This is a genomic window from Cryobacterium sp. MP_M3 (genome assembly GCF_015752155.1).
In the GTDB taxonomy this organism is placed as follows: domain Bacteria; phylum Actinomycetota; class Actinomycetes; order Actinomycetales; family Microbacteriaceae; genus Cryobacterium.
In genome coordinates this window covers 28,685-45,247 of the sequence record NZ_JADOVI010000008.1, presented here as the reverse complement: position 1 = coordinate 45,247, position 16,563 = coordinate 28,685, and the positions used below count along the sequence as shown (strand labels likewise).

10 protein-coding genes and 1 tRNA gene are annotated in these 16,563 nt (G+C 67.6%); 2 read left to right on the top strand and 9 right to left on the bottom strand.

What is annotated here, in order from left to right:
- Positions 1-9: 9 nt before the first annotated feature.
- The 5 genes from coaE to polA all read right to left on the bottom strand — a co-directional run bounded on the left by coaE (position 10) and on the right by polA (position 7,418).
- Positions 10-636 (bottom strand): dephospho-CoA kinase, encoded by a 627-nt coding sequence (gene coaE / locus IWX89_RS10675; RefSeq protein WP_196903549.1) that lies wholly within the window; start codon positions 634-636, stop codon positions 10-12.
- Between the two features lie 29 nt (positions 637-665).
- The gene (locus tag IWX89_RS10670) at positions 666-1,190 is read right to left on the bottom strand and encodes a hypothetical protein (RefSeq protein ID WP_196903548.1); all 525 of its coding nucleotides are present in this window, start codon (positions 1,188-1,190) and stop codon (positions 666-668) included.
- A 129-nt stretch (positions 1,191-1,319) separates the two neighbouring features.
- Positions 1,320-2,777, bottom strand: a complete 1,458-nt coding sequence (rpsA, locus tag IWX89_RS10665) for a 30S ribosomal protein S1 (protein ID WP_134506644.1) — start codon at positions 2,775-2,777, stop codon at positions 1,320-1,322.
- 203 nt (positions 2,778-2,980) lie between these two features.
- Positions 2,981-4,657 (bottom strand): DUF885 domain-containing protein, encoded by a 1,677-nt coding sequence (locus IWX89_RS10660; protein WP_196903547.1) that lies wholly within the window; start codon positions 4,655-4,657, stop codon positions 2,981-2,983.
- Between the two features lie 79 nt (positions 4,658-4,736).
- Positions 4,737-7,418 (bottom strand): DNA polymerase I, encoded by a 2,682-nt coding sequence (gene polA, locus IWX89_RS10655; protein ID WP_196903546.1) that lies wholly within the window; start codon positions 7,416-7,418, stop codon positions 4,737-4,739.
- A gap of 57 nt (positions 7,419-7,475) precedes the next feature.
- Between polA and IWX89_RS10650 the strand changes: the two genes are divergently transcribed.
- The gene (locus IWX89_RS10650; protein ID WP_134537398.1) at positions 7,476-7,901 is read left to right on the top strand and encodes a hotdog fold thioesterase; all 426 of its coding nucleotides are present in this window, start codon (positions 7,476-7,478) and stop codon (positions 7,899-7,901) included.
- A 67-nt stretch (positions 7,902-7,968) separates the two neighbouring features.
- On the opposite strand, the gene IWX89_RS10645 is transcribed toward IWX89_RS10650, so the two are convergent.
- Complete coding sequence (locus tag IWX89_RS10645; protein WP_134506658.1) at positions 7,969-8,574, bottom strand: ANTAR domain-containing response regulator; 606 nt, start codon at positions 8,572-8,574, stop codon at positions 7,969-7,971.
- 38 nt (positions 8,575-8,612) lie between these two features.
- On the opposite strand from IWX89_RS10645, the gene IWX89_RS10640 reads away from it, so the two are divergent.
- Positions 8,613-8,698, top strand: a tRNA-Leu gene (locus tag IWX89_RS10640).
- Between the two features lie 204 nt (positions 8,699-8,902).
- On the opposite strand, the gene pyk is transcribed toward IWX89_RS10640, so the two are convergent.
- The 3 genes from pyk to gltB all read right to left on the bottom strand — a co-directional run bounded on the left by pyk (position 8,903) and on the right by gltB (position 16,487).
- Positions 8,903-10,348, bottom strand: a complete 1,446-nt coding sequence (gene pyk / locus IWX89_RS10635) for a pyruvate kinase (RefSeq protein WP_196903545.1) — start codon at positions 10,346-10,348, stop codon at positions 8,903-8,905.
- 111 nt (positions 10,349-10,459) lie between these two features.
- On the bottom strand, positions 10,460-11,917 hold the full coding sequence (locus tag IWX89_RS10630; protein ID WP_196903544.1) for a glutamate synthase subunit beta: 1,458 nt from the start codon (positions 11,915-11,917) through the stop codon (positions 10,460-10,462).
- Positions 11,910-16,487 carry a glutamate synthase large subunit gene (gltB, locus tag IWX89_RS10625; RefSeq protein ID WP_196903543.1) on the bottom strand — a complete coding sequence of 1,526 codons (4,578 nt, stop codon included), beginning with the start codon at positions 16,485-16,487 and terminating at the stop codon, positions 11,910-11,912. Before gltB ends, IWX89_RS10630 begins: the two co-directional genes overlap by 8 nt.
- Positions 16,488-16,563 lie beyond the last annotated feature (76 nt).

Below are 16,563 nucleotides of genomic sequence, written 5' to 3'. Positions count from 1 at the left end.
GCCTCCAGTCTATGGAGCACCACTGACAGTCGTCTCGGCGGCGGCCCGCACACGGTGCCAGAGGTCGTCGACCTGGGCCAGGGTGTGGCCGAGCGTGCCGGTGGTGTCGATGACGACGTCCGCGACGGCCAGGCGCTCGGCGTCGCTGGCCTGGGACCGGATCCGGCGCACGGCTTCCGCCTCCGGCATGCCGCGGAGGTCGACCATCCTCCGCACCCGGGCGGCCTCGTCGGTGTGGGTGACCACGATCAGGTCGAACGGGTGGTCGACGGCCGCCTCCACCAGCAGGGGGACGTCGTAGACCACGACCGCGTGCGGGTCGCTCTCCGAGGCCTCATGGATCATTCGGTTCGACAGGGAACGCACGGCCGGGTGCACGATCGAGTTGAGCAGCGCGAGCGCCGCCGGGTCGGCGAAGACGACGGCCCCCAGTGCCGCCCGGTCGAGGCTGCCGTCCGACGCGATCACCGAGGGGCCGAACGAGCGGCCGATCTGGTCGAGCGCGGCGGTGCCGGGTTCCACCGCGACCCGTGCCAGCTGGTCGGCGTCGATGTGCACGGCGCCGAGTTCGGCGAGCCTCCGCGCCACGGTGCTTTTTCCGGATGCGATCCCGCCGGTCAGTCCAATCAGGTACACGCGTGCAATGCTAACGTCCCGCAGGGCGCTCAGCGCCCGGGGTTGCCCGTGCAGTCGACCGTCTCCGGTACGAGCGCCCCCTCGTTGTAGGCGGAGTCCCGGGCCACGGTCCTGCCGCCGAAGCCGAGGATACAGGACAGCGCGCCCGTGGTCGTGCTGGTCGCCGTGAAGGTCCAGAGTCCTCCGCTGACGTCGGGCACGCAGGCGTAGACGGTGGTGCTGGCCACCGGTCCGTAGACGACGGCGGTGCGCAGGGGTGTGCCGCCATCGGTGGTGAAGGCGGTGTAGGTGATGGTGACCGGCGTCGTCGAGTCGTCGGCCAGCACGGTGTAGGTCGTGGCGGCGGTGCGGGCATCCGCTGCCGTGCAGTCGCCTGCCGTCGCAGGCCCGGTCGGCGTGGCCGTCGGGGAGGCCGTGGTGGTCGCTGTGGCGGACGGGCCCGAGGAACCGTTCGGGCGCGGCGAAGCCGAGCCGCCCGGACCGGGCGCCGCACAGCCGGACAGGGCGAGGGTGAGGAGGACGGGAACGGTGACCGCGAATCGGAGACGGGGCATGCCCGCAGTCTACGATCCGGATCGATTCTGGCAAGTCCGGGAACGAAACAGGCCGGACCCCGAAGGGCCCGGCCTGATTCAGCGGGACGTCACCGTGCAGGTTCCGTCCGGCTGGGTGGAGATTCGCTGCTAGTTGGAGCTGGAGAGCTTCTCGCGCAGAGCGGCGAGGGCCTCGTCGTCCGCGAGGGTGCCGGCGCCGGCGGTCTCGCTGGAGAAGGAGGAGCCTGCTGCGGACGGGACATCGCCGGGGGCGATGATCTCGTCGTTGGCGGAGGCCACCTGCTTCTTGTGGGCTTCCCAGCGAGCCTGGGCTGCAGCGTAGTCCTGCTCCCACTTCTCGCGCTGGGTTTCGAAGCCTTCGCGCCACTCGTTGGTCTCCGGGTCGAAGCCCTCAGGGTACTTGTAGTTGCCCTGGTCGTCGTACTCGGTGAGCATTCCGTAGAGTGCCGGGTCGAACTCGGTGCCCTCGGGGTCGACACCCTCGTTGGCCTGCTTGAGGCTCAGCGAGATGCGGCGACGCTCGAGGTCGATGTCGATGACCTTGACGAAGACCTCGTCGCCGACGGAGACGACCTGCTCGGCGAGCTCGACGTGCTTGCCGGAGAGCTCGGAGATGTGGACCAGGCCCTCGATGCCCTCGGCGACGCGAACGAACGCGCCGAACGGGACGAGCTTGGTGACCTTACCCGGTGCAACCTGGCCGATGGCGTGGGTGCGGGCGAAGACCTGCCACGGGTCTTCCTGCGTCGCCTTGAGCGACAGCGACACGCGCTCGCGCTCGAGGTCGACCTCGAGGATCTCGACGGTGACTTCCTGACCGACCTCGACGACCTCGCTGGCGTGCTCGATGTGCTTCCAGCTGAGTTCGGAGACGTGAACCAGACCATCAACGCCGCCCAGGTCGACGAACGCACCGAAGTTGACGATCGACGAGACGACGCCCTTGCGGACCTGTCCCTTCTGGAGGTTGTTGAGGAACGTGGTGCGGCTCTCGGACTGCGTCTGCTCGAGCAGGGCGCGACGGGACAGCACGACGTTGTTGCGGTTCTTGTCGAGTTCGAGGATCTTGGCCTCGATCTCCTGGCCCAGGTACGGGGTCAGGTCGCGAACGCGGCGCAGCTCGATGAGCGATGCGGGGAGGAAGCCACGGAGGCCGATGTCCACGATGAGGCCACCCTTGACAACCTCGATGACCGAACCGGTGACGACGCCATCCGATTCCTTGATCTTCTCGACGTCGCCCCATGCACGCTCGTACTGAGCGCGCTTCTTGGACAGGATGAGACGGCCTTCTTTGTCTTCCTTCTGAAGAACGAGGGCCTCAACCAGGTCGCCGACCTTGACGACCTCAGAGGGGTCAACGTCGTGCTTGATGGAAAGTTCGCGGGAGGGGATGACACCCTCGGTCTTGTAGCCCACGTCGAGGAGAACCTCGTCGCGGTCGATCTTCACTACGGTGCCTTCGATGAGGTCGCCGTCGTTGAAGAATTTCAGAGTCTTTTCGACCGCGGCAAGAAAGTCTTCAGCAGATCCAATGTCGTTGATGGCGACCTGCTTGGGTGCCCGTTCGGTCGTTGCGATTGTCATGTAGTAGTTGCTCCAGGATGGACATAGATCGGGCCACACGCAGAAAGGATTTCAGGGTTGCGCACCGCGCGTGGCAGCGGATAGGACGTCACAAACGTGACAGTCAAGCTTAGCTGTTTGCGGACGGGCGCGGCAACTTCACCAGAACCGGCCGGAACCGCCCGGAACCGGCGACGCGCCTGGTCGCGTCACCGGTTCAGGACCTAGCCGAGCATCGCCGATCGGAGCGTGTCGAGGCCGACTCCGCCGAGGTCCAGGGCCTTGCGGTGGAAGTCCTTGATCGAGAACGCGTCGCCTTCCTTCTCGCGGTAGGTGTCGCGCAGCTCTTCCCAGATCCGCTGGCCGACCTTGTAGGAGGGTGCCTGGCCGGGCCAGCCGAGGTAACGGTTGACCTCGAACTTCACGAAGCTGTCGTTCATGTTCACGTTCTGGCGGAGGAAGTCGAACGCGTAGTCCGCCGTCCACGGTCCGGAGCCGTCCGGGAGCTGCTTCTCCAGGTGAACCCCGATGTCGAGCACGACGCGGGCGGCGCGCATCCGCTGGCCGTCGAGCATGCCGAGGCGGTCGGCCGGGTCGTCGAGGTAGCCGAGCTGCTCCATCAGGCGTTCGGCGTACAGGGCCCAGCCTTCGGCATGGCCGGAGGTACCGGCGAGCTGACGGCGCCAGGTGTTCAGTTTGGCCCGGTTGTAGACGGCCTGGCCGATCTGCAGGTGGTGGCCGGGGATCCCTTCGTGGTAGACGGTGGTGAGTTCGCGCCAGGTGTCGAATTCGGTGACGCCGACGGGGACGGACCACCACATCCGGCCGGGGCGGGAGAAGTCGTCGGTGGGGCCGGTGTAGTAGATCCCGCCCTCCTGGGTGGGGGCGATCAGGCACTCGAGCCGTTTGATTTCGTCGGGGATGTCGAACTGGGTGCCGGACAGTTCGGCCACGGCGCGGTCGCTGGTCTCCTGCATCCACTTCTGCAGCGCCTCCGTGCCGTGCAGCTTGCGGCTCGGGTCGGTGTCGAGGTGGGCGATCGCCTCGAGCACGCTCGCGCCCGGCTTGATCTGGTCGGCGATGCTCTCCTGTTCGGCGACCATCCGGGCCAGTTCCTCGACGCCCCATTCGTAGGTCTCGTCGAGGTCGATGGTGGCGCCGAGGAAACGTCGGGACTGGAGCGCGTACAGCTCACGCCCGACCGCGTCCTTCTCGGGGGCGGCGCCCTCGAGCGTGCCACCGAGGAATTCGGCGAGGGTGCCGTACGCGGCGGCGGCGGCGCGCGCCCCCGCGGCGAGGTCGGTCGCCAGGGAGGCCGGCAGGCTGCCGGATTCCAGGCTGGCCTCGGCGGCGAACCGGGCGAAGAAACCGCCGTTCGCGGCGTGGCGTTTCGCCTGGCCGGCCACCTCGCGCACCTGGCGCCTGGCCGGCATGATGCCCTGGCGCATCCCCTCGCGGAGGGTCTGGAGATAACCGTCCATTGCCGCGGGGACGCTGCCGAGGCGGGCGGCGATGTTCTCCCAGTCGTCGACGGTCCCCGTCGGCATGAGATCGAAGATCTCACGGATGCCCTGGGCCGGCGACGCGATCACGTTGAGGTCACGCAGCTGCAGTCCGGCCTCGTGGCTCTCCACGTCGAGGGCGAGCGAGCTGCGCAGGTCGGTGCGGGTGACGACGTCGACGTCGTCCATGGCCTGCGCCGCATCCAGGAGGGCGATGACCTTCTTCACCTCGAGTTGGCGGCGCTCGTCGCCGGCCGGTGAGTAGTCCCCGAACCGTCCGTCGCCCTCGGTGCGGCCGATGTAGGTTCCCACCGTCGGGTCGAGGTCGACGAGGGTGTCGACCCAGTCCTCGGCAATCGCATCGATCGCCGTCGGAGTGCGCTGAATGTCCTTTGTCATGGCACGAGCCTAGGTCACGGCGGCCCGGTCGGGCCGGTGCGCGCGGGAATCTGCGGGCACCGGCGGATGCGGGTGGTGACTAGTGCGCGGCCGCATCCCAGTTCGCGCCTCGGCCGACTTGCACCTCGAGCGGCACGAGGAGGTCGGCCGCCGTCTCCATCCGGTGCGTCACAACAGCGCGGAGTGCGTCCCATTCCCCGGGGGCGACCTCGAAGATCAGTTCGTCGTGCACCTGGAGCATCATCCGGGACTCGAGGGCGCCCTCGGCCAGGTCGTCGGCGATCCCGTTCATCGCGATCTTCATGATGTCCGCGGCCGAGCCCTGGATCGGCGCGTTGAGGGCCGCACGTTCCGCGTTCTCGCGGAGCACCCGGTTGGCACTGTGCAACTCGGGGAAGGGACGGCGACGGCCGTAGATGGTGGCGGTGTAGCCGTCGAGCTTGGCCTGTTCGACGACATGCCTGAGGTAGTCCCGCACCGCGCCGAACCGGGCGAAGTAGTCAGCGATCAGCTGTTTGGCCTCCTTGGTGTCGATCCGGAGCTGGCGGGACAGTCCGAATGCGCTCAGCCCGTAGGCGAGGCCGTAGGACATCGCCTTGACCTTGGTACGCATCTCGGGGGTGACGTCGGCGGGGGCCACGCCGAACACGCTCGCGCCGACGAACCGGTGCAGGTCCTCGCCGGCGTTGAAAGCCTCGATCAGGCCGGCGTCCTCGGAGAGGTGCGCCATGATGCGCATTTCGATCTGGGAATAGTCCGCGGTGAGCAGGCATTCACTGCCGGGCCCGGCGTGGAAGGCGGCGCGGATGCGGCGGCCCTCCTCGGTGCGCACGGGGATGTTCTGGAGGTTGGGGTCGGTCGACGAGATGCGCCCGGTGGCCGTGCCGATCTGCACGTAGTTGGTGTGGATGCGGCCCGTCGCGTCGATGGCCTTGTCGAGGGTCTCCACGATCTGGCGCAGCTTGGTCGCGTCGCGGTGCTGCAGGAGCAGGTCGAGGAACGGATGCGGGTTGCTGGCCTGCAGGTCGGCGAGGGCCCCGGCATCCGTGGAGTACCCGGTCTTGTTCGCCCGGGTCTTGGGCATGCCGAGCTGGTCGAACAGCACCTCCTGGAGCTGCTTGGGCGACCCGAGGTTGACCTCGCGGCCGATCTCGGCGTAGGCGCCCGCGGCCAGGGCGGCGGAGCGTTCGCCGAGCTGGGCGGACAGCGCCGACAGCTCGTCGTGCGAGACGGCGACCCCGGTCAGCTCCATGTCCACGAGCGCGACCAATGTGGGCATCTCAATGCCGGTCAGCACCCGCTGGGAGCCCTCGTCGAGCTGCGCGGCCAGGACCTGGGCGAGGCGGAAGGTGTACCACGCCTGCATCGGCACTCCCCCGGCCTCCGCGTCATCCGGCACGAGCTGGTTGGGGTCGTGCACGGGAAGGGTCTCGTCGAGATAGCGGGTGACCAGGTCGGTGAGCGTCTTGTCGGGGCCGCCGGGACGCAGCAGCCAGCCGGCGATGAGCGTGTCGGTGGCCAGGCCGGTGAAGGCCAGGTTGCTGCGGCGCAACGCCTTGATCTGTTGTTTGGCGTCGTGCATGATCTTGGGCGAGTCGCTGGCGAGCCATTCCTCGAGCGGGAGGTAGTCGGTGCGGCCCGGCTGCCAGGGCAGGTTGACGGTCTCGGTCGGGCCGGCCAGGCCGAACCCGATCGCCCTGCCGTCCTGCACCTCGACGCACAGGCCGAGGCCCTCCGGTGAAGCGGCCACGGCCCGGCCGATCCAGGCGCCGAGTTCCTCGTCGAGCAGGTCCTGCGCGGCGGGCGCCGTCGGGGCGGGGACGGTTTCCGGGGCCGCGGCCGGAGTCGCGGCCGAGTCGGCGTCGACGGGCCCACCCTCGAGCTTGATCACCCGGTCGAGCAGGGTCTTGAATTCGAGCCGGCCGAAGATGTCGCGCACGGCCGGTTCGTTGATCTGGCCGCGGGCCAGGTCGGTGATCTGCACGGGCAGGTCGAGGTCGGTCACCAGCCGGTTCAGCCGGCGGTTGCGGATCGCGTTCTCCTTCTGCTCGCGCAGGTTGTTGCCGACGACGCCCTTGATCTCGTCGGCGTGTTCCAGGATCCCGTCGAGGCTGCCGTAGAGTCCCAGCCATTTCACGGCCGTCTTCTCGCCGACCTTGGAGATGCCGATCAGGTTGTCGCTGGTTTCGCCGACCAGCGCCGCGACATCCGGATACTGGGCCGGCTCGATGCCGTACTTCTCCATCACGCGCTCCGGGTCGTACCGGGTCAGTGCGGACACGCCCTGGCTGGCCGGATATAGCAGGGTGACGTTGTCGTTGACGAGCTGGATGGTGTCCCGGTCGCCGGAGACGACGAGCACGTGGTACCCCTCGTCGGTGCCGCGCACGGACAGGGTCGCGAGGATGTCGTCGGCCTCGAAGTCCTCCTTCGTCAGGGTCGTGATGTTCATCGCGGCGAGGGCGTCCTGGAGCAGCGGGACCTGGCCGATGAATTCGCTGGGAGTGCTGGCCCTGGTGCCCTTGTAGTCGGGGTATTCGCGGGTGCGGAAGGAGAACCGGGAGATGTCGAAGGCCACCGCGATGTGGGTGGGCTTCTCGTTGCGCAGCAGGCTCAGCAGCATCGAGATGAACCCGTGGATGGCGTTGGTATGCTGCCCGTCCCGGGTCTGGAAACTGTCGACCGGGAGAGCATGGAACGCCCGGTAGGCCAGGGAATGGCCGTCGATGATCATCAGGGTAGGCTTTTCGGAATCCAACACAGAGACAGCCTACAAGCGTCGTCAGACGCGGGCAGGGTGCGGCGACCAAAGGTGATCATGATCGAGAAGACCGAAGACGCGTTGGCCTGGGTTCAGGAGCGCGGGGCAGGCAGCCTGGCCGAGAAGATGGGGATCGAGTTCGTCGAGTTCACGATCGAACGGGCGATCGCGCGGATGCCCGTCGAAGGCAACACCCAGCCGGCGATGCTGCTCCACGGCGGCGCTTACGTGGTGCTGGGCGAGTCTCTCGGGTCGATGGCGGCCAACCTGTACGCCGGTCACGGGCGTCTCGCGGTGGGCATCGAGATCAACGCCAGCCACACGGGGTCGGCCACGTCCGGCTATGTCACGGGCGTGTGCACACCGCTGCATCTGGGCCGCACGCTGACCACCCACGAAATCGTCGTCACCGACGATCGGGGCCGGCGCTGTTCGACCATCCGGATCACCAACCTGATCAAGGAACTGCCGGCGTCTGCATAGACGACACGCAGGCAACCCGTCCACCCACGGTTTGCCTGCGTGTCTCGCTCAGAGTTGTGAGTGCCGCCTATTTCTTGGCGGAGAGCTGCTCGATGATCGCCTGGGCGACGTCGTGCATGGTGAGGCGACGGTCCATGGACGCCTTCTGGATCCAGCGGAACGACTCCGGCTCGGAGAGGCCCATCTTCTCGTTGAGCAGGCCCTTGGCCCGGTCGACGAGCTTGCGGGTCTCGAAGCGCTCGACCAGATCGGCGACCTCGGCCTCGAGCGTGATGATCTGGCTGTACCGGGAGAGGGCGATCTCGATCGCAGGGAGAAGGTCGTTCGGCGTGAACGGCTTGACCACGTAGGCCAGCGCGCCGGCCTCGGTCGCCCGCTCGACGAGCTCCTTCTGACTGAACGCCGTGAGCAGCACGACCGGCGCGATGTGCGCCTTGGTGATGCGTTCGGCCGCGGAGATGCCGTCGAGGTGCGGCATCTTCACATCCATGATCACCAGGTCGGGCCGCAGCTCGGTGGCGAGGGCCACGGCGGTTTCGCCGTCGCCGGCTTCGCCGACCACCTCGAATCCGGCGTCGCGGAGGATTTCGACGATGTCGAGGCGGATGAGGGACTCGTCTTCGGCCACGACAACGCGGCGAGGAGGAACTGGGGTGGAATCTTGGTCGGTCACGGGTCAAAGCCTACGGTATTCTGATCCAGGTGTTGTGAGCCGGTGTGGCGGAATGGCAGACGCGGAGCACTCAAAATGCTTTGTTCGAGAGGACGTGTGGGTTCGAGTCCCACCACCGGTACCAACACCCCCGCTGCGCACCCCTTCACTCTCCCCGGCCTCCGCGCCGATTCCCAGGTTTCGCGAGAGTGCACAATCCGCCCGTTCAGCTCCCCCGAAGGGGCTTCTTCTGCGTTCTCGCGGCCGGGGTCAGGGCTGAGCGCGCGGCGGGCACGGAGAAGCCCCGCCGTCCGGCTGGGCCGGGCGACGGGGCTTGTACGGGAACGAACTAGTTCTTGGCGTAAGCCGGGTGAACCTCGTTGTGCGCATCGCCGACGCGGTGCACACGGATGTCGTTCGTGGAGCCGGCGATTCCGGGAGGGGATCCGCTGATCACGACGACCTTGTCACCGAGCTGGGCAAGACCCTGGCTGAGCAGGATGTCATCCACCTGTCCGAACATGGCGTCGGTGTGGGTGACCCGATCGACCAGGTACGTCTGGATGCCCCAGGTGAGGGCAAGGCGACGACGGATGCCGGGCTCCGGGGTGAAGGCCAGCATCGGGATCTTCGAGCGCAGGCGGGACATCCGCCTGGCCGAGTCACCCGACTCCGTGAAGATACAGAGGAACTTCGCCTCGACGAACTCGGCTACCTCGATGGCGGCGAGGGTGATCGCCCCACCCTGGGTGCGCGGCTTGTTCGTCAGCGGAGCAATGCGCTCCAGGCCGTGGTCCTCAGTCGACGCCACGATGCGCGCCATCGTCTGGACCGTGACGACGGGGTACTCTCCGACGCTGGTCTCGCCGCTGAGCATGACTGCGTCGGCACCGTCGAGAACGGCATTGGCCACGTCGGACGTTTCAGCGCGGGTCGGGACCGGGCTGTGAATCATGGATTCCAGCATCTGGGTGGCCACGATGACCGGCTTGGCCATGCGACGAGCGAGCTCGACCGCCTGCTTCTGCACGATCGGCACGGCTTCCAGCGGCAATTCGACGCCCAGGTCGCCACGGGCGACCATGATCGCGTCGAACGCGTCGACGATTCCTTCGAGGTTCTCGACGGCCTGCGGCTTCTCGATCTTCGCGATCACGGGGACGCGGCGGCCTTCTTCAGCCATGATCTCGTGCACGCGGGTGATATCGGCGGCGTCACGGACGAACGACAACGCGATCAGGTCCGTTCCGAGCCGGAGGCCCCAGCGCAGGTCGGCCTCGTCCTTTTCGGACAGGGCCGGCACGTTGACGGCGACGCCGGGCAGGTTGATGCCCTTGTTGTTGGAGACGGGGCCTGCCACGACGACCTTGGTGGTCACGACGGTGTCGTTCGTGGCAACGACCTCCACCTTGACCTTGCCGTCGTCGATGAGGAGGAAGTCCCCGGCCTTGACGTCCTGGGGAAGGCCCTTGTACGTGGTGCCGGAGAGTTCCCGGGTGCCGACGACCTCTTCGATGGTGATCTTAAAGATGTCTCCGACGGCCAGTTCGTAAGGGCCGCCTTCGAACTTGCCGAGACGGATTTTCGGCCCCTGCAGGTCGACCATGACCGCGACCGCACGGCCGGAGTCATTCGCCGCCTTGCGGACGTTCGCGTAAACACCCTCGTGGACTTGGTAGTCCCCATGGCTGAGGTTCATCCGGCAGACATCGACGCCCGCATCGATGAGCGCTCGAATTTGATCGTAGCTGGATGCTGCCGGCCCGAGGGTGGCGACGATTTTGGCGCGTCTCATACTGAAAATTCTCCGGTTTCCGCGCTTTTTTGGCGCTGTGGTGCTTTCGTGGGGGCAGAGACCACGGGGTGGTGGGTCTCTTGGGTGGTGATCACTTGGGTTTCGGACCAATCAGATTGCGAAGGCATGGTCGGTCGGTTTGACCGGAGCAGGCAGTAGGGTCTCACCTTCGAGGTAACGATCGACGGCGGCTGCCGCAGCCCGGCCCTCGGCGATCGCCCATACGATGAGCGACTGGCCGCGACCGGCGTCGCCGGCAACGAACACGCCTTCGTGACTGGTCTGGTAGTTGCCGTCACGTTCGACATTACTCCGGTCGTCGACCGGCAATTGCAGTTGCGCGGTGAGGTCGCGGGATTCCGGCCCGGTGAATCCGAGGGACAGAAGCACGAGATCAGCGGGGATCTCCCGCTCGGTGCCAGCCTTGGGCACGCGGCGCCCATCGAGGTATTCGGTCTCGGCGACCCGGATCGCGCGCACCTCGCCGGCATCGTTCGCCAGGAACTCGATCGTCGACGCGAGGTACTGCCGGCTGCCGCCCTCTTCGTGGGCGCTCGACACTTCGAACAGCGTCGGCGACAGCGGCCACGGCTGGTGCTCCGCGCGGCTCGCGCCCGGCTGCTTGCCGATCGCGAGGTTGGTGACGGATGCCGCGAGCTGCCGGTGCGCGGTGCCGATGCAGTCCGCGCCGGTGTCGCCGCCGCCGAGCACGACCACGTGCTTGCCTTCCGCGGTGATCTGCTGGTCGACCGTGTCGCCGGCCCCGACCTTGTTCTGCTGGACCAGGTACTCCATCGCGAAGTGCACCCCGGACAGGTCCCGCCCGGGGATCGGGAGATCGCGGGGCACCATGGCGCCGGTGGCGATCACCACGGCGTCGTACCGGGCCCGCAGGGCGTCCCAGGTGATGTCGACGCCGATGTTGACGCCGGCCCGGAACCGGGTTCCCTCTGCGGTCATCTGCGCCAGACGCAACTCGAGGTGCTTCTTCTCCATCTTGAAGTCCGGGATGCCGTAGCGGAGCAGCCCGCCGATCCGGTCGTCTCGTTCGAAGACCGCGACGGTGTGGCCGGCGCGGGTGAGCTGCTGCGCCGCAGCGAGCCCGGCCGGGCCGGAGCCGACGACGGCGACGGTCTTGCCGGTGAGGCGCCCCGGCGGCTGGGGCTGCACCCAGCCGTTGGCGAACGCCTGGTCGATGATGGACACCTCAACCTGCTTGATCGTGACGGCGGGCTGGCTGATGGCCAGAACACAGGCTGATTCGCAGGGTGCCGGGCAGAGCCGGCCGGTGAACTCCGGGAAGTTGTTCGTCGAGTGGAGGCGTTCGATCGCCTGCCGGCCCTCGTCCCGCCAGGTGAGGTCGTTCCACTCGGGGATCAGGTTGCCGAGGGGACAGCCCTGATGGCAGAACGGCACGCCACAGTCCATGCAGCGGCCGGCCTGGCGCTTCAGCTGCGCCGCGTCGCCCTGCTCGTAGACCTCTTTCCAGTCCATCAGGCGCACGGAAACGGGACGACGGGCCGGGGTTTCCCGTTCCGTGGTTTTCAGGAAGCCCTTCGGGTCAGCCATTGGTTACCTCCAGAATGCGGTTCCAGACGACGTCGCCGTCGGGGTCGAGACCCTCGGCGACAGCGTTCTGCCTGGTTGCCAGCACGGCCGCGTAGTCCCGCGGCAGCACCTTGACGAATGTGGACATGGTGGTTTCGAGGTCGGCGAGGAGCCGGGCCGCGAGCGGTGAATCGGTGTGGTCGCGGTGCTGTTCGAGCAGGTCGCGCACGATCTCCTGGTCGGCGATCCCGAGCGGCGACATGGTCAGTTCCCCGGATTGCAGGGCCTGGAAGTTGACGTTGTCGCTCCGGAGGTCGTAGATGTACGCCGTTCCGCCGCTCATTCCGGCCCCCAGGTTGCGCCCCGTCTCGCCGAGGATCACCGCGAGCCCGCCGGTCATGTACTCGAGGGCGTGGTCGCCGACGCCTTCGACGACGGCGGTCGCGCCCGAGTTGCGCACCAGGAACCGCTCCCCCACGATGCCGCGGATGAACATGCTGCCCTGGGTCGCGCCGTAGCCGATCACGTTGCCGGCGATGACGTTCTTCTCCGCGGGAAAGAGGCTGCGCCGGTCGGGGCGCACGATGATCTGACCCCCGGAGAGCCCCTTTCCGACGTAGTCGTTCGAGTCGCCCTCGAGCCGCAGGGTGATCCCGCTCGGCAGGAACGCGCCGAAGGACTGGCCTGCGGATCCGGTGAGGGTGACGTCGATCGAACCGGCGGGGAGCCCCTGCTCGCCGTGGCGCACGGTCACCTCGTGGCCGAGCATCGTTCCGACGGCCCGTTCGGTGTTGCGGATGGGCAGTTCGATGGCGATCCTGCCGCCGTGCTCGAGCACGCTGGCGCTCCGGCGGATGAGCTCGTTGTCGAAGTGCAGTTCGAGTTCGTGCTCCTGCGGGCGGCCGGATTGCCGCGGCTCACCGGCGGAGAAGTCCGGTCCGACCAGGATCGGCGACAGGTCGAGTCCGGATGCCTTCCAGTGCGTGAGAGCGCCGTCCACGTTGAGGATCTCCCGGTGCCCGATCGCCTCCTCGAGGCTGCGGAAACCCAGATCGGCCAGATACTCGCGCACCTCCTGGGCGATGAACTCGAAGAAGTTGATCACGTATTCGGCCTTGCCGGTGAAGCGCTTCCGCAGCTCCGGGTTCTGGGTGGCGACGCCGACCGGGCAGGTGTCCAGGTGGCAGACGCGCATCATGACGCAGCCCTCGACGATGAGCGGGGCGGTGGCGAAGCCGAACTCCTCGGCGCCGAGCAGCGCGCCGATGACAACGTCCCTGCCGGTCTTGAGCTGACCGTCGACCTGCAGCACCACCCGGTCGCGCATGCCGTTGAGCATGAGGGTCTGCTGGGTCTCGGCGAGGCCGAGTTCCCACGGGGTTCCGGCGTGCTTGAGCGAGTTCAACGGGCTCGCGCCGGTGCCGCCGTCGTGGCCGGAGATCAGGATCACATCGGACAGGGCCTTCGCGACGCCGGCCGCGACCGCGCCGATGCCGGACTGGCTGACCAGCTTGGTGTGGATCCGCGCCTGGGGGTTGGCCCGTTTGAGGTCGAAGATCAGCTGTTTGAGGTCTTCGATCGAGTAGATGTCGTGGTGCGGCGGCGGCGAGATCAGGCCGACTCCCGCGGTGGCGTGGCGGGTGCGGGCGATCCACGGATACACCTTCGTCGGCGGCAACTGGCCACCCTCGCCCGGCTTGGCCCCCTGGGCGAGCTTGATCTGGATGTCGTCGGCATGCGAGAGGTACATGCTCGTCACGCCGAACCGGCCGGACGCGACCTGCTTCACGGCGCTGCGCCGCTCAGGGTCGATCAGCCGGTCGAGGTCTTCGCCGCCCTCGCCGGTGTTGGACTTGCCGCCGAGGCGGTTCATCGCGATGGCGAGCGTCTCGTGGGCCTCGGGCGAGATCGAGCCGTAGCTCATCGCACCGGTCGCGAAGCGCTTGACGATCGACTCGATCGACTCGACCTCGTCCAGCGGGACGGGGTGGCGCTTGCTGGTGTCGAAGGTGAACATCCCTCGCAGCGTCATCAGGCTCTCGGCCTGGTCGTCGACGAGTTTCGTGTACTCGCGGAAGATGTCGTACCGGCGGGTGCGGGTGGAGTGCTGGAGCCGGAAGATGGTCTCCGGGTTGAACAGGTGCGGTGAGCCATCGCGGCGCCACTGGTACTCACCGCCCGTGTTCAGTCGCTCGTGCGCGGTGACGGCGGCATCCTCCGGGTAGGCGGAGGCGTGACGGGCCTCGTTCTCCGCGGCGATGACGTCGATGCCCACCCCGCCGAGCTTGCTGGTGGTGCCGGTGAAGTACTGGTCGATGAATTCCTGGCTGAGGCCGACGGCCTCGAACGTCTGGGCGCCCGCATAGGACGAGACGGTGGAGATGCCCATCTTCGACATGATCTTGAGCACACCCTTGCCGAGCGCTTTGATCACGTTGCGCACGGCCTGTTCGGGCGTTCCGGACGTGATGTAGCCGCTGCGGACGAGGTCCTCGCAGGTTTCCATCGCCAGGTACGGGTTGACCGCGGAGGCGCCGTAGCCGATCAGGAGGGCCACGTGGTGCACCTCGCGCACGTCGCCGGCCTCGACCACGATGCCGACCTTCATCCGGTTCTCGGTGCGGATCAGGTGGTGGTGCACGGCGGCGATCATCAGCAGGGACGGGATCGGCGCGAAGTCCTTGTTGGAATCACGGTCGGAGAGAACGATGAACATCGCTCCGGCCTCGATGGCGGCGTCGGCCTCCAGGCACATCTCGGCGATCCGGGTGGACAGCGCGTCGGGCCCGTCGTCGAACCGGTAGAGCCCGCGGATGGTGGTGGTCGTGCGACTGCCGGGCGCGGTGTCGATGTGCTGGATCTTGGCCAGCTCGTCGTTGTCGATCACCGGGAAGTCGAGCACGACCTGGCGGGCGTGCTCCGGTCCGGCCGAGAGCAGGTTGCGTTCCGGGCCGAGCCCGAGCTTGAGCGAGGTGACGACCTCTTCCCGGATCGAGTCGAGCGGCGGGTTGGTCACCTGCGCGAACTGCTGGGTGAAGTAGTCGAAGATGAGCCTGGGCCGGTCGCTGAGCACGGCGATCGGGGTGTCGGAACCCATCGCTCCGAGCGGTTCCCCGCCTGTGCGCGCCATCGGCGCGAGCAGGACCCGCACCTCTTCCTCGGTGTAGCCGAAGGTGCGCTGGCGGCGCACGACGGATGCGGGCGGGTGCACGATGTGCTCCCGGTCGGGCAGGTCCTTGAGGTTGATCCGGCCCGCGTCGAGCCAGGTTCCCCACGGTTCGCTGGCGGCCAGGTCGGCCTTGATCTCGTCGTCCTCGATCAGTCGCCCGGCGACGGTGTCGACGAGGAACATCTTTCCGGGGCGGAGCCGGCCCTTGCGCACGACACGGGCGGGGTCGATGTCGAGCACGCCGATTTCGCTGGCCAGCACGACGAGTCCGTCATCGGTGATCAGGTAGCGGCCGGGGCGGAGTCCGTTGCGGTCGAGGGTCGCGCCGACGAGGGAGCCGTCGGTGAAGACGATCGCGGCCGGTCCGTCCCACGGTTCCATCAGCATGGAGTGGTACTCGTAGAACGCGCGGCGTTCCTCGTCGAGGTCGGTCTGGTTCTCCCAGGCCTCCGGCACCATCATCATGACGGCGTGCGGGAGGGAACGCCCGGACAGGCTGAGCAGTTCGACCACCTCGTCGAAGGAGGCGGAGTCGCTTCCGCCCGGGGTGACGATCGGCAGCAGCGGGGCCAGGTCTCCGAGCAGCTCTGATTCGAGTTGTGACTGGCGCGCCTGCATCCAGTTGCGGTTGCCCTGCACGGTGTTGATCTCGCCGTTGTGCGCGATCATCCGGAACGGCTGGGCGAGCGGCCAGGACGGAAAGGTGTTCGTGGAGTACCGGGAGTGCACGAGCGCCAGCTTGGAGACGAACCGCGGGTCGGAGAGGTCTGGGTAGAACGGTTCCAGCTGGAGGGTGGTGACCATGCCCTTGTAGACCATGGTGCGGCAGGACAACGAAGCGAAGTAGATCTCCAGTTCGCGTTCGGCGCGCTTGCGCAGCCGCACCGCCTGGCGGTCCAGGGCGATGTCGCCCAGGGTCGACCCGGCGTCGTCGGTGCGTTCGCTCTGCACGAAGAGCTGCTGGATCGCCGGCATGGCGGCCCGGGCCAGGTTCCCGACCTCGTCTGGGCGCACCGGGACCTCGCGCCAGCCGAGGATCGTGAGGCCTTCCTCGCGCACGATCCGGGCGATCTCGCGCTTGATCTTGCTGCGGGAGGTCGGGTCGGTGGGCAGGAAGACGTTTCCGACGGCGTACCGGCCCACCGCGGGGAGGGAGAAGTCCGTGACGGAACGGAGGAAGTCGTCGGGGATCTGGGTGATGATGCCGGCGCCGTCGCCGGTTCCGGCATCGGAGCCCACCGCGCCGCGGTGTTCGAGGTTGCGGAGCGCGTCGAGGGCGAGCGTGATGATGTCGTGGCCGGCCGTGCCGCGCAGGGTGGCGACCATGGCCAGACCGCACGCGTCACGCTCGTCGGCAGGGTTGTACAGCCCTTGGGGCTTCGGCACGCTGCTGAAGCGCGAGAAGAGGGGTGTTTGCGGCATGGGACCGTCCTCACGAAGTGACTGGCAAGTGGGGACGACGCTGGCCCGCTGAAAGTGATCTGGTGCGCGGCGGCCC

What these genes read in the sequence shown, in the direction of transcription:
- pyk (WP_196903545.1), bottom strand. Translation starts at nt 10,348, where the DNA reads ATGAGACGCGCCAAAATCGTCGCCACCCTCGGGCCGGCAGCATCCAGC.
- IWX89_RS10670 (WP_196903548.1), bottom strand. Translation starts at nt 1,190, where the DNA reads ATGCCCCGTCTCCGATTCGCGGTCACCGTTCCCGTCCTCCTCACCCTC.
- IWX89_RS10660 (WP_196903547.1), bottom strand. Translation starts at nt 4,657, where the DNA reads ATGACAAAGGACATTCAGCGCACTCCGACGGCGATCGATGCGATTGCC.
- IWX89_RS10630 (WP_196903544.1), bottom strand. Translation starts at nt 11,917, where the DNA reads ATGGCTGACCCGAAGGGCTTCCTGAAAACCACGGAACGGGAAACCCCG.
- gltB (WP_196903543.1), bottom strand. Translation starts at nt 16,487, where the DNA reads ATGCCGCAAACACCCCTCTTCTCGCGCTTCAGCAGCGTGCCGAAGCCC.
- IWX89_RS10650 (WP_134537398.1), top strand. Translation starts at nt 7,476, where the DNA reads ATGATCGAGAAGACCGAAGACGCGTTGGCCTGGGTTCAGGAGCGCGGG.
- rpsA (WP_134506644.1), bottom strand. Translation starts at nt 2,777, where the DNA reads ATGACAATCGCAACGACCGAACGGGCACCCAAGCAGGTCGCCATCAAC.